This is a genomic window from Marinomonas sp. 63XJN7_7_ISO-PGPR-S23-202 (genome assembly GCF_056173505.1).
On record NZ_CM149677.1, the window covers coordinates 4,075,842 to 4,090,176 of the forward strand.

The 14,335-nt window shown below is 45.3% G+C and carries 10 protein-coding genes; 9 read left to right on the forward strand and 1 reads right to left on the reverse strand.

The window, feature by feature from the left end; translation table 11 throughout:
- Nucleotides 1-6: 6 nt before the first annotated feature.
- The 9 genes from AC0VYG_RS18910 (at nt 7) to AC0VYG_RS18950 (ending at nt 12,216) form a co-directional block, all read left to right on the forward strand.
- A complete protein-coding gene (locus AC0VYG_RS18910) occupies nt 7-2,598 on the forward strand; it encodes a circularly permuted type 2 ATP-grasp protein (protein ID WP_475429453.1) in 2,592 nt (863 codons plus the stop codon).
- On the forward strand, nt 2,595-3,479 hold the full coding sequence (locus tag AC0VYG_RS18915) for a transglutaminase family protein (protein ID WP_475429454.1): 885 nt from the start codon (nt 2,595-2,597) through the stop codon (nt 3,477-3,479). The genes AC0VYG_RS18910 and AC0VYG_RS18915 overlap by 4 nt, the downstream gene beginning before the upstream one ends.
- A gap of 186 nt (nt 3,480-3,665) precedes the next feature.
- Nucleotides 3,666-5,075 carry a DEAD/DEAH box helicase gene (locus AC0VYG_RS18920; protein WP_475429455.1) on the forward strand — a complete coding sequence of 470 codons (1,410 nt, stop codon included), beginning with the start codon at nt 3,666-3,668 and terminating at the stop codon, nt 5,073-5,075.
- Nucleotides 5,076-5,371: 296 nt separating this feature from the next.
- Nucleotides 5,372-8,968: a hybrid sensor histidine kinase/response regulator gene (locus AC0VYG_RS18925; RefSeq protein WP_475429456.1), complete on the forward strand. Its 3,597-nt coding sequence runs from the start codon at nt 5,372-5,374 to the stop codon at nt 8,966-8,968.
- Nucleotides 8,955-9,860, forward strand: a complete 906-nt coding sequence (locus AC0VYG_RS18930) for a response regulator (protein ID WP_475429457.1) — start codon at nt 8,955-8,957, stop codon at nt 9,858-9,860. The genes AC0VYG_RS18925 and AC0VYG_RS18930 overlap by 14 nt, the downstream gene beginning before the upstream one ends.
- A gap of 57 nt (nt 9,861-9,917) precedes the next feature.
- The gene (locus AC0VYG_RS18935; RefSeq protein WP_475429458.1) at nt 9,918-10,424 is read left to right on the forward strand and encodes an N-acetyltransferase family protein; all 507 of its coding nucleotides are present in this window, start codon (nt 9,918-9,920) and stop codon (nt 10,422-10,424) included.
- A gap of 142 nt (nt 10,425-10,566) precedes the next feature.
- Nucleotides 10,567-11,226 carry a hexitol phosphatase HxpB gene (hxpB, locus tag AC0VYG_RS18940; RefSeq protein WP_475429459.1) on the forward strand — a complete coding sequence of 220 codons (660 nt, stop codon included), beginning with the start codon at nt 10,567-10,569 and terminating at the stop codon, nt 11,224-11,226.
- A gap of 47 nt (nt 11,227-11,273) precedes the next feature.
- Nucleotides 11,274-11,579, forward strand: coding sequence for an NIPSNAP family protein (locus AC0VYG_RS18945; RefSeq protein ID WP_475429460.1), 306 nt, complete (start codon nt 11,274-11,276; stop codon nt 11,577-11,579).
- Between the two features lie 37 nt (nt 11,580-11,616).
- Nucleotides 11,617-12,216 carry a pentapeptide repeat-containing protein gene (locus AC0VYG_RS18950; protein WP_475429461.1) on the forward strand — a complete coding sequence of 200 codons (600 nt, stop codon included), beginning with the start codon at nt 11,617-11,619 and terminating at the stop codon, nt 12,214-12,216.
- Between the two features lie 83 nt (nt 12,217-12,299).
- Here AC0VYG_RS18950 and AC0VYG_RS18955 read toward each other — a convergent pair whose 3' ends face one another.
- Nucleotides 12,300-13,928 (reverse strand): methyl-accepting chemotaxis protein, encoded by a 1,629-nt coding sequence (locus tag AC0VYG_RS18955; protein WP_475429462.1) that lies wholly within the window; start codon nt 13,926-13,928, stop codon nt 12,300-12,302.
- Nucleotides 13,929-14,335: the final 407 nt, after the last annotated feature.

The window sequence follows — 14,335 nt, forward strand, 5'->3', positions numbered from 1 at the left end:
CGTATTATGCAATCTCAAACTGGTCTTCTTACCGCGCCAACAGTGGATGCTTCAAGCTCCACTAAGGCGCCCACTTTTTCCAGCTATGGTCAACCGACCAATGCCTATGACGAGGCTTTTAAGGAAGATCGTCAACCACGTCCTCATTGGCAGGACGTACTTGCTAGCGTTGAAAAATTAGGATCTGAAGGACGCATAGAAAGCGAACGACGCGTACAACGCATACTTCGCGAAGATGGTGCGACTTATAATTTATCTAGCGACCCCCTCACCCCCAGCGTGTGGGAGCTAGACCTTATCCCAAACATCATCAAAAGCGCTGACTGGAGCGTCATAGAAACAGGGCTTAAACAACGCTCTGCCTTGTTTGATTTGATTTATAAAGACCTTTACGGCCCACAGGAACTCCTCAAAAGCGGCACGATCCCTGCCGAGATTATTTTTGGTCACCCTGATTTTCTTCGTCAATGTCATAACATCACCACACCGGGTCAACACGATCTATTACTGCATGCTGTCGACTTGGTACGGGATAAAAATGGACTTTTCCATGTTATCGGAGATCGCACTCAAGTCCCTAACGGTGCAGGCTATGCCTTAGAAAATCGGGCGGTGATTTCACGTGTTTTCCCCATACTGTTTCGCGATAATCAGGTGCAACGGATCTCCAATTTTTTCCATGCCTTCAAGGGCATGTTATCGAAGCTCGCCAGTGGTTGGACGGATACCCCGCGCATTGTTGTGTTAACGCCTGGCGCATACAGCAGCAGCTATTTTGAACAAGCCTATCAGGCCAACTATATGGGGTTTCCCTTGGTCCAAGGCAGTGACCTAACCGTTCGTAATGGTGCTGTCTGGATGAAATCCCTCAACGGCCTTGCCCGGGTTGATGTCATTCTACGCCGGGTTGAAGATGCTCGCTGCGACCAAGCAGAACTGCGTGCCGATTCCATGTTAGGCGTACCCGGTTTATTGGAAGTCGCTCGGGCAGGCAATGTGGTCATAGCGAATCCACTGGGCAGTGGCTTATTAGAATCGCCCGTTCTCTTAAAATACTTGCCTGCCATCAGTCAATTTTTAACGGGACAACAATTAGCCTTACCTTCTGTCCCGACTTGGTGGGCAGGTGATCCCATGGATCTGGAGTATATTACCAACCATATTAACCAGCTTATTATCAAACCGCTCGCCAGACGGGCAGATAAAAAAAGTATCTATGGTCATACTCTGGACGAGAAACAATGCCAAGAAACCATCGAAAAGATCAAAAAGGCCCCTCACTTATATGTAGCACAAAGCTATATTCCCGGTGCCATGTCCCCTATTTTTGATAATGGTCAATTGCAAGCAGCGCCCACCATGCTTCGCGGATTTACCATGTCCGATCAAGACGGTTACAGCGTCATGCCCGGAGGCTTGTCCCGTGTCAGTCAATGTGACGGCGACATGATTGTCTCTAATTTGTCCAAGTCCAAATCAAAAGACACTTGGGTGCTATCAACGCAACCCCTATCAAATAAAGTCGCCAGTAACGACCAAGCCATCTTGCACGATGAAGCCGTACAAACCAACTTACCCAGCCGTGTGGTCGAGAACTTATTTTGGATGGGACGCTACGCAGAACGTGCGGAAATCAGCATGCGCCTGTTAAGAACACTCTTTAAACAAATGAATGGCATTGATCCACTCCCCATCGAGAGTCGTCGCCTCTTACTGGAAATGGCTTCCAGACAGACAGGGTGTATGCCAGGCTTTACCAAAGCCGATGATGAGATGATTACCAATCCGGATAAAGAGCTAATTTCTATCATTATTGATAATAAACGTCCGGGATCGGTTAAAGCGAACCTGCATGCCATGCTCAATTGTGGCGAACAGGTTAAAGAAATGCTCTCAGCGGATACTCGCATCATCATCAATGAACTGCGCGATCATATTCATGAGCTAGATCGTGCTTATACTAATGGCTTGCCCTCAGCGCCGGAAGAGTCCTTAGACAGTTTGGTTACCTCTTTATTGGCTCTGTCTGGGTTAAATCATGAGAGTATGCTGCGCGGGTTGGATTGGACCTTCCAAGAAATTGGCCGCCGTACGGAACGAGCAATTCAAACGGCGACCTTGTTGCGCGCCGCTTTAACCAAGTCGCTACCTGAGCCGGAACAGCAGCAAATACTCGAGTCTGTGCTGTTAAGCGTGGAAGCCTTGATCTCTTTCCGCCGGCGTTACCGTAATCGTTCACGGGTTGCTTATGGTCTCGATTTATTGATGATCGATGGCACCAATCCAAGGTCTTTGATTTATCAAGTGGACCAGTTACGCAAATACATTCAAGAACTGCCCCGTAACGATGTGCCAGCTGCGGGCCTCAGTCCGGAAAATCGTTTAGTCATAAAATCGTTAACCGATATTCAATTAGCAGACCTGGAAGTCATAGCAGCGGTGGATAGAACCACCAACACACGGACAGGACTTGAAAGCCTGATGACACAACTTTTAGAACAACTTGAGCAATTTACCGTGTTAATCAGCGATAAATACTTTGACCATACCGAAGGACCGCAACCTCTTTCCATGGCAAATTGGGAAACCAGCTTATGAGATATCGAGTCAGACACATCACCACCTACACCTATGGCGCGCCCGTTAGCTTGTGCTATAACATGGCCCATTTGTTGCCTCGGGACACTCATAATCAGCGTTGCTTAAACCAAAGAGTACAAATCAACCCACCACCAGTGTATCGCAACGAAGGTGAGGATTATTTTGGTAACCAGACCTTTTACTTCTCAATTCAAGAAGCCCATAAAAAGCTGGTTATCGATGTATTAAGTGACTTTGAGATCTTTCCAATTGATCTCACATTATGGCAACAGAATAACACCACCACTTGCGGTCAGCTGCGGGCGAATTTAAAAATGCCCATGACCCCTCAAATGCGCATGGCAAAAGAATTCCTAATGGACTCCTCACAAATTCGCCGCTCGGAAGAGCTTAAGGCCTATGCGCAAAGCACTTTTAGTGATGATAAACCATTGATAAAAGCCGCCTTGGAATTCACTCATAAAATCTTTACTGAATTTAAGTTTGACTCCTCTACCACAACCGTCGCGACACCACTTGAACAGGTATTAAAGCAGCGCAGTGGTGTCTGTCAGGATTTCGCCCACTTAGCCATTGGCTGCCTACGCTCCGTCGGCATACCAGCACGCTATATGAGCGGCTACTTAGAAACCTTACCGCCGCCAGGGCAAGAAAAACTGGTGGGGGCCGATGCGTCCCATGCGTGGTTTTCCATCTTCGTTCCCGAACTTGGATGGGTTGAATTTGATCCCACTAACGATGTCATGCCAAACGACCAACACATCGTGACCGCATGGGGACGAGACTATGCAGACGTTACTCCGCTTCAAGGCGTCATCTTCGAAGGTGGTGGCTCACAACAACTCGCGGTCTCTGTGGATGTGAAACGTCTTTTATAAGAAGATAAAGGCGGTACTTGCTGCGATTTTCATCAAGGTGATGTTTTCGCCCAAGAATGGCAAGCAAACGCATTGTTACAGGACTCTCATAGCATGTGAGACGGATATAGGGTAAGCTTCGCTCAAATTTGTCGAGCTTGAATGTCATGCTCGACTCCCCGCCTATGATCTAACATGAGTACATCTATGAGTTTCGATACACTTGGGCTTTCTGCCCCCATCCTTAAAGCCATTGAAGACCAGGGCTATACCAAGCCATCTGCGATTCAAGCTCAAGCCATTCCAGCCATTTTGGAAGGGCAAGATGTGATGGCAGCAGCCCAAACAGGTACAGGGAAAACCGCAGGCTTTACCCTGCCACTTTTAGAGCGTTTGAATCTTGGTCAACACGCGAACAGCAACCAGATTCGCGCCTTAGTACTGACACCAACTCGCGAGCTAGCCGCTCAAGTTGCTGCCAGTGTTCAAGATTATGGCAAACATTTGTCTCTTCGTTCCACTGTGGTATTTGGTGGTGTCAAAATCAATCCGCAAATGATGGCGCTGCGCCGTGGAGCGGATATTCTCATCGCCACACCGGGCCGATTGATGGATTTGTACAATCAAAATGCCGTGAAATTCGACAAACTAGAAGTACTGGTATTAGACGAAGCAGACCGCATGTTGGACATGGGCTTTATTCACGATATCAAAAAAATTATTGCGGTATTGCCGAAGAAACGCCAAAACCTATTGTTCTCTGCCACCTTCTCGCCAGAGATTCGTCAGCTTGCCAAAGGCCTGGTTAATAACCCCGTTGAGATTTCTGTAACACCTCGCAATGCTGCCGCAGTTTCGGTTGAGCAGTGGCTTCATCCCGTTGATAAAAAACGTAAAACGGAACTCTTGATAGAACTGATTGCCGAAGGCCAGTGGAAACAAGTGCTGGTATTTTCTCGTACCAAGCATGGTGCCAATAAAATCACCAAACAACTAGAAGACGCTGGTATTCGTGCCAGCGCCATCCATGGCAACAAAAGCCAAGGCGCTCGCACCCGGGCCCTGTCGGATTTTAAAGAAGGCCGCGTTCGCGCCTTAGTCGCGACGGATATTGCCGCTCGTGGTTTGGACATTGAACAACTGCCCCACGTGATCAACTTCGACCTGCCCGACGTTGCAGAAGATTACGTTCACCGCATCGGTCGGACTGGCCGCGCAGGCGCAACGGGACAAGCGATATCCCTTGTAGCGGCAGATGAATTGGATCAACTGCGTGCGATCGAGCGCTTAACACAAAAATTGATCGAACGTCGTTATGTGGATGACTTTATGCCAACTCACATGTTGCCGGACACCACTCTTGACACTCGTCCCATCAAACCTAACAAACCGAAAAAACCAAAAGCGCCTCGCGATCAAAATGGTGGTAAGCAAAACTTTGCGAATAAACCCGCAAACGCTGGTGGAAAAGGCAATGCCAATGGAAAGAATGGCGGGCGCCGTAATGACCGCAATGGCTCACCAAAAGCTGACGTCACATCAGGCCAAGGCATGCGTAGCAAGCCATTAGCGCCAGCGCGTCGTAACCGCAGACCAGCCACGCCTAAACAAGACTAACCTCTCTTCACCTCTGTTCTAGAGTGTGTATTGAACACTAAAAAGCGCCTTTTTTGTTAAGAGGCGCTTTTTTATGCGAAACACCCGTCAAAAATGGCACGATGCCTGCTTGTTAAATAAGTTGTGTCCATAGCCCATATCCACGCACCAGTATTGATACAACTTAGACCTTTAGTATAGGCGCTGGGTTATAACCTCATGCCTTTAATTGGTGCGCGAACATCAATAGCGCACACTTTTTGCGCAGCGCGCTCACCTTATTGCACTCGGTCATAAGAACAACGAGAAACATCGCCATGCCCGCTTCCCAAAAAATATTCAAAGTAAGACGTCATTACAATAAGTGGGTTGCCGACCAAACATTAGAAGATTACGCCTTGCGTTACACCGCCAAGCAAGGCCACAGCATGAGTATTGAGCGCGTCGCCAATACGGCCTTTGGTGCGACGGCGTTTTTAGCCTTAGAAGGCATTGCGGCGGCCATTACTCTCAATTACGGTTTTACCAATGCCATTAGTGCGATTTTTGTCGTCTTGTTGGTGTTCTTCATTACGGGCTTTCCGATTGCCTATTACTCCGCCAAACATGGCTTAGACATTGATTTATTAACCCGTGGAGCAGGCTTTGGCTACCTTGGCTCCACCGTTACTTCCCTCATCTACGCCACCTTTACCTTTATTTTCTTCGCCATCGAAGCGGCGATTCTCGCCTCGGCGCTACAAGTCCTGTTTGGTATTCCCATCTTCATCGGCTATGCCCTGTCTGCCGTGTTTGTCATCCCCATTGTGGCGCACGGTATCCGCGCAATCAGTCGCTTTCAAGGAATGACTCAATGGGTATGGCTGATACTGCAATTCACTGCGTTATTTGTCGTCATCGCCAATGAATACGATCGTTTTTCGGACTGGACTCACTACCAAGTGCCAGAACTTCCGGAAAGTGGGCATTTTAATATTGTGCTATTTGGCGCTGCCGCCTCAGTGATCTTCGCGCTGATGGGACAAATTGGCGAGCAAGTGGACTATCTGCGGTTTATGCCAGAAAAGACCCAAGCTAATAAAAAACGCTGGTGGTTTTGGCTGATCATGGCTGGCCCTGGCTGGGTATTTATGGGCGGATTAAAAATGCTGCTCGGTTCTTTTCTAGCTTACTTGGCGTTTTCCAATGGCGTGCCCTTTATCGAGGCAGCCGATCCAACCCACATGTATCAACGCATTTTTCAATTTTTAACCAACTCTCCCGCCCTTGCTCTGATTCTAGCGGCCGTCATGGTGTTTATTTGTCAGATGAAAATAAACCTCACGAACGCTTACGCGGGTTCCATTGCTTGGTCAAACTTCTTTTCAAGGCTGACCCATAGCCACCCTGGCCGTGTTGTCTGGTTGGTATTTAACGTCACCATTGCCCTACTGCTGATGGAACTGGGCATTTACCAAGCGCTGGCGGCGGTGCTGGGGGTCTTTGCGATTACTGCCATTAGTTGGATTGGTAGCCTTGCAGCGGATCTGCTGATCAATAAACCACTCGGCTTAAGCCCCAACTATGTAGAGTTCAAACGCGCTCACTTATACGACATTAATCCGGTTGGCACGGGCTCCATGCTGATCGCGACCACTCTTGGTTTCGCCAGCTACTTGGGCGTCTTTGGTGACACGGCCAAAGCCCTTTGCCAATTTGTCAGTCTCGCCAGTTGTTTTGTCTTTGTGCCGTTAATTGCTTGGCTTACCAAGGGAAAATATTACATTGCAAGGCAATCCCCCGAGCTTGTTCCATTGATTAATCTCGAAAACGCTAATCGAGAAAATGCCAACCCAGAAACAACCAAAGCGCATACCTTAACCTGCGGCATTTGTGAGAATCCGTTTGAAGTGGCCGACATGAGCTTTTGCTCCGCATATATGCAGCCCATTTGCTCCCTTTGTTGCTCTCTCGACGTGCGTTGCCTAGACAGTTGCAAACCCAGAGCACGAATCGCGGAACAAAGCATTTATTTCTTACGACTGTTTCTACCGAAGAAAATCGTTCGCTTAATCAATTCCCGACTTGGCCGATTTGTCACCTTATTGGTTGTCATCAATATTCTCAATGCCGTCTTAATGGCGCTTGTTTATCGACAAATGGCACCGCAGACCTTGTCTGAGGCCGCGTTATTACAACAAACCATGTGGATGATTTTCTTTACGTTGCTAATCGTCTCTGGCGTGTTGTCTTGGTTGTTTCTCTTAGCGCATGAAAGCCGCGTGGTGGCACAAAAAGAATCCAACCGACAAACCCGAAAACTCACCAAAGAAATCGAAGCGCATAAAATCACCGACCAAGCGCTGCAATCAGCCAAAGAATTAGCAGAACGGTCTAATGCGGCCAAAAGCCGCTATCTAACCGGAATCAGCCACGAACTCCGCACACCGTTACAATCTATTATTGGCTACGCACAACTGCTCTCGGATCAATCCGCCTCCTTGCCTCAGCACCAACATGGTCTTGGCATCATCCAACGCAGTGGCGAATATCTGGCCGATCTGATCGAAGGGTTATTAGATATTTCTAAAATCGAAGCTGGTCGATTGGATTTATATCGCAACGTGGTGGATTTGCCCGCTCTGATCGATCAACTGGATAATATGTTTTCCATGCAAGCCACCAGCAAAGGCGTTCTGTTCCAAACGGACATCCGCGATCCCCTTCCCCCCACTGTCATGGTGGATGAGAAACGCCTAAGACAAATATTGATCAATCTGTTGTCTAACGCCGTAAAATACACCAAGCAAGGTCAGGTGGACTTTGCTATTCGATACCGCAACCAAGTCGCCGAATTTATCATTAAAGACACGGGGGCAGGCATTCCAGCCGACCAGCTTGATCGTATTTTTGATCCCTTCGAGCGGGTACGTAATGCGGATACGGCAAACCTGCCGGGCACTGGGCTGGGGCTGACTATCGTAAAACTCCTCACGGACATCATGGGAGGCGATCTACAAGCCACAAGCCTAGTGGGTTCTGGTAGCCAATTTAAAGTCAGTCTTATGTTGCCGTGGATTAACAAAGAACAAGCCCACAGTGAGAAGCGACAACATATTATTGGCTACCAAGGCTTTCAAAAGAAAATCTTTGTGGTGGACGATGATCCCGTCGTCCGAGGCTTGCTGTCGGATATTCTCGTGCCTTTAGATTTTATTGCCTACGAAGCACACGATGCCAAGCATTGTTTGTCGCAATTGGAGTCCATCACACCGGATCTCTTTCTACTCGATGTCTCCATGCCAGGCATGAATGGATTAGAGCTTGCCAAAGCCTTGCGTCAACGTGGTATTAAAACCCCTATCGTCATGCTGTCAGCTGACGCGCAAGAACAACACCGTCAAGCGGATGAAAAAGCCGCCTTTGATGATTATCTTGTTAAGCCCGTTAACAACCACACGTTACTCGAAAAACTCGGCCAACATTTGCATTTAACCTGGCTCTATCAAACAGCAACAACCGCGCCTCTCAAGTCCAGTACTTTTAAAACCAATGATCTTAAAAGCAATGCATCGCCTTCTACGATTGAGCAATCAGCTGAAAAGCAACCTAAAAAACACACCACACCTGTATCAACTTTGCCCGATCATGACTTGATACGCGAACTCATTGCCTTTGCCGAAATGGGTTATCGAAAGGGCGTGAAGCAAACCCTTAAACAGATAGAAGACAGTCAACTCGTCCCAGCAGAAATGTTTCAGCGTTTGGAAAACTTCTCTAATGCCTTTCAATTTGATCTACTAGTAAACGACTTAAAAGCTCATGCCACAGGGACGGTTTCAGGTAAACAGGATTTGGATGATGACGCAAACAATAGCGGCTCAGCAACAAGCAATGAGCAGACTTTGGAGATAAAACCTCATGACGCCAACTAAAAACGATATCGTTTTGGTCGTGGATGATTCTGCCGACGCTTTAAGCCTAATAAACGATACGCTAGAAGCGGCCAACATGGATGTACTCGTTGCACTAGAAGGTAAGCAAGCACTCACCATCGCCAAGCGGATTCGACCCGATATCATCCTACTCGACGCCATCATGCCCAATATGGATGGTTTCGAAACCTGCAAAGCCCTCAAAGCTGATGCCAATCTAGCCAGCATTCCAGTGATTTTTATGACGGGTTTAAGCGACACGGATGACATCGTCCGAGGGCTAGAAGTGGGCGGCGTGGATTATCTCACCAAGCCGATAAAACCCAGTGAGCTGCTTGCGCGGATGAAAGTACATCTCAACAACGCACGTCTAACGAACAGTGCACAGATCGCCCTAGACAGCACTGGGCAACATCTCATGACGGTTTCCGACAGCGGCCATATCCTATGGGCAACGCCACAAACATACGCCCTGCTCGCCAAAGCCCGAGCCAACGACGAATGGCAACAAACCGACTTTGCTGAACAGCTCAGCCAATGGCTTGCTCACCAGCCAAATGAAGACAGCCACTTACCTCTCACAGGCTTAGATTACCCACTGAGTGTCCGAGTAATCAGTGCCAAAAGCGGTCAAGAGCGCCTTCTCAAACTGGAAGATGGTCGCCGTCCAACCGGTCCACATCTGCTCAAACAAGAGTTAGACTTAACCGAACGCGAATCGGAAGTGCTCCACTGGCTTGCCAATGGCAAAACCAATCGAGACATTGCACAAATATTGGAGATGAGCCCTCGAACCGTCAACAAGCACCTTGAGCAAATCTTTCCCAAACTGGGGGTTGAAAACCGCACAGCCGCTGCGGGGATTGCGTTAAAGATATTAGCGAGAAGTTAAAGAATATATGCATTACAATGTACATCATTAAATGGAATGAACGCAGGAGTACAGGCATTGGGTATTGCTACTATTCGTCGACTAGAGCCAACAGACCTTGGAGCATTGGCTGACATTTATCGCTGTCCATCGGTCGCTGAAAACACTTCTCAGTTACCTTATCTTGACACAGGCACAATCAACGCCCTTTTCTCTGGCGCAAACCAATATACGTTAGTTGCTGAAGTGGATAACCAACTCCTCGGCCATGTGACGCTTTTTTTGTCGACTAAGTTACGGGAAAAACACACAGCCTCCCTTGCCATTGCGGTGCACCCCGAAGCTCACGGGCAAGGTATTGGCCGGCGCTTAATGGAAGAAGCTTTATCTCAAGCGGATCATTGGCTCAATCTTGTTCGCATCGAGTTAGACGTCCATGAAGACAACTCGGGGGCTATTGAACTCTATAAGAAAGTCGGCTTTGAACCAGAAGGAACAAAACGCCTCGCTACCTTCAAAGCGGGCAAGTATATTAACTTGCTCCTCATGTCACGTATCAATCTAGGCTCTACCGACCCGACTTAAAGACAATTCAAGAAAACTAAGCAAAACTAGTAAAAAACGATCCTTACTATGATTCTGATCTGCGACAATATGAGATTATGCTTTGGGGTAAGGCACTGAATAAAGACGTTCTTCTGTAAATCACTCAGGAAAAGACACTACAATGCAAGCGGTTATCTTCGATATGGACGGTCTTCTTATTGACTCTGAGCCAATGTGGAAAGAGGCTGAACAAATGGTCTTCTCTGCCGTTGGAGTGAAAGTCAATGAATCACTCTCTGCGCAAACGGCCTCGATGACGACACAAGAAGTGACGCAATTTTGGTATCAACATTTCCCCTGGACAGGAAAAAGCCTGCAACAGGTAGAACAAGAAGTGGTTGACCTGGTGGAAAAGCGTATTTCAACACAGGGTATAGAAATGGCAGGTGTAACGGAGACCTTACGTTTTTTTCAGGATAAAGGGTTCAAAATTGGTTTATCAACCAATGCCCCCGCACGTCTCATTCCAGTCGTCCTACATACCTTAGACATTGCCGATTACTTCCATGCGACCTCTTCATCAGAGCGTGAAATTGAAGGTAAACCACACCCAGCGGTGTACCTATCTACCATCAAGAAACTGAATGTTGATCCCGTTAACTGCATTGCCTTTGAAGATTCCGCTTCAGGCATTATGGCCGCCAAAGCTGCCGGATTAAAAGTCGTTGCTGTGCCAGCCGAAATGGATTTTGATCATCCAAAGTACGATAACTCGCATCTAAAAATTCGTTCATTAACAGACTTTAATGAGTGGCATTTAGAAAAACTCCTTCAGCCCTAATCACCTAATACAGTTGTATTAGACAGTGAAAACATTGGAAAACAAATATGATTACTTGCTATATACGGTATGTTATTGATCCAAATAAACTCGCGGAATTCGAGCAATATGCACAAATGTGGATCCCCTTAGTCAATAAATTTGGAGGTACACATAATGGTTACTTCTTGCCATCAGAAGGTGCTAACAACGTCGCCTTGGCCTTATTTACTTTTCCAAGCCTTGCTTCCTATGAACAATATCGTCAGGATTCCTTGAAGGATGCGGACTGCATTGCGGCTTTTCAGTTCGCAGAAGACACCCAATGCATCATCCATTATGAGCGCAGTTTCTTTCGTCCCGTTTTTGAGTAACAATGCTCTTATTGAATAAAGCCCAAGCAGGCCCTTTATGAAGCCAATCGCTAGCCATCAGCAATATTATTACACGGCCTTTAACAAGCTAACACAAAACGACGAATCGATTTTAGAGTCCGAATTTGAAGACTGTGAGTTTAATGATTGCGACTTTTCCTCCTCTACATTTGCTAAGTGTAAATTTTTAAACTGCACCTTTAGGCGCTGTAACTTGAGTCTGATTGAAGTGCCTTTTTCACGTTTTTTTGAAAGCCAGTTTATCGAAAGCAAACTGGTGGGTGTTAATTGGACAAAAGCCCATTGGCCACCTTATATAACTGACCCTGACCTTAAATTCTCTCAGTGTATCCTAAACGACTCTTCTTTTTTTGATTTAACCCTCAATGGCCTGAGCCTAGTAGACTGTAAATTACACGATGTAGACTTTAGAAATGCCAATTTAGCTTACTCATCCATAATTCATTGCGATCTCAGCCATAGCTTATTTATGAAAACGAATCTTTATAAAGCTGACTTAACGGAATCCTACAACTTCTCAATTAATGTATTAGAAAACAACATTGATAACGCTAAATTTTCACGATTCGAAGCGCTAAGCTTACTCGACAGCTTAAACATCGAACTGGTTGACTGATATGCAGTTAGCCCAATATTAAATACCTCCATCGCCCAAAGGGTGATGAAGGTAGATAAAAACATTTAAGTAACAATAATGCGTTAAATTTTAAATTGACTGGTTAATTGATTTAGTTCTTCGGCTAATTTTGCTAACTCTTGGCTAGAAGCGCTGGTTTCGACTGATCGAGATGATGTTTCATTGGAAATATCACGAATCGTCGTCAAGTTTCTATCCACCTCTCTCGCCACATTGGCTTGCTGTTCTGTTGAGCTGGCAATAGAAGTATTCTTTTCATTAATAACCAAAACAGCATCGACAATTTTTTGAATGGCAATCCCTGTTTGACCGGCGGCATCCATGGTAACTTTGGCTCGATCATAACTACTTTGAATGGCTACGACGGTATCATTCGTGCCCGATTCAACCGCGCTGATCATAGATTCAATCTCTTTGGTCGATTCCTGTGTTCTATGTGCAAGGGCTCTCACTTCGTCTGCCACAACAGCAAATCCTCGGCCTGCCTCTCCAGCCCGAGCCGCTTCAATTGCCGCATTAAGTGCAAGAAGATTCGTTTGTTCCGCTATCTCTCGAATAACATCCAACACGCTGGTAATATTTTTGACTTGCCCGACTAATTTATCAACACCATTACTCGTGTCTTGTAACTCTTTAAGTAATAATGAAACAGATTCACTCGACAACTTGACCTGTTCACTGCCCTCATTCGCTCTCTCTCTGGCTAAATCCGACTCTTTCGAGGTATTAATAGCATTTTCTGCTACATCCTCTACAGCAACGGTCATTTCAGTCACAGCGGTTGCGGCCATCTCCAACTGCTCGTTCTGTAAATGAATGTCTTTGCTCGTCTCATTCGTAACAAGAGACAATTGTTCAGCCGTTGTTGCAAGCTGAGTTGACGAGTTTTGTATATGACTAACCGTTTGAGCAAACTGTTGAACCGCCGTATTAAAGTGACGAGAAAGAATCCCTAACTCATTCTTACTTGGATTAGGTAATTTAACACTCAGATCTCCGCCAGCGAGTGACATCATCGCCTGTTGAATTGAGTTAATCTGCCGAGTCAAAGAGCGGGTAATATACAAACCGATGCTAAGGGTAAAAGCAATAATAATAAAGGATATGATACTAAGCACAAAAATGGACTCTTTAAATAGATCATCGCCAAATTGACTGGCTTCACTTGCTTTTTTTGAGTCAAAATTGGCTAAGTCATCCAACGATTTAGAAAACTCATCATAAGCTTTTTTTGAGTCATTAACATACAATTTCTTTGCAGCATCATTGTCATTTTTAGTAGATAGCGCAAGAATTTCTTTTTCTATATCCAAATAATCACTGTAATCTTTTTTAAACACAGTTAAAAGAGACCTAGACTCCTCTTCTGTCCTTTCACCTAATAGACTTTCATACAATGCAACTGTCGAATCAATTTCTTTTTCTTTTTCTTGTATTTCTTTTAAAGCATTCGCCATTTCGCTATCTTTTGTCGAAATAATATGAAGCGACTCATAGTTTCTTAAATTTGCTGTCTGTGTGTTTATTTTTTCAACCAAACTAACAGAGGGTAACCACTTATTAGAAATAACAGTAGATTGGTTATTAATCAGATTCATTTCATTAAACGAAAACAAGACAGAAACAATGAAGGCGACAATAATGAGAAAAAAACTTGACAGTAAAAAATAGCTTATTTTAATGTTTTTCATAATCCCTCCTAGACTTTATATTTTGAATAAAATACAAAGTTCAATTAACAATGATATTCCCTCCATAACAAAACTATTTATTCACTTCCCTATAGCAACAAAATCTCATGAATAACAGAAGAAAAACAATCGATTAGTGTTAATTTATGTATATTTTTAGTAAAGTTTGTATGATGATTTGAAAATCAATAAATTTAAAAAATACTAAAACCTAAGAACCGTCTTTTTTATAAACTTTATTTATAAATAACCCTATTTTTATAGAGCGACCAAAAACCTATCGTAAAAGATAATTTACAGATAATATTGCACAACAAAGAACTAAAATTCGAAAAAGCTAAAAAATTCTTGAGTATTAGCTAGTTGCTCCTTTTTTTATATACAAAACCAATAGATAGTATTAATTA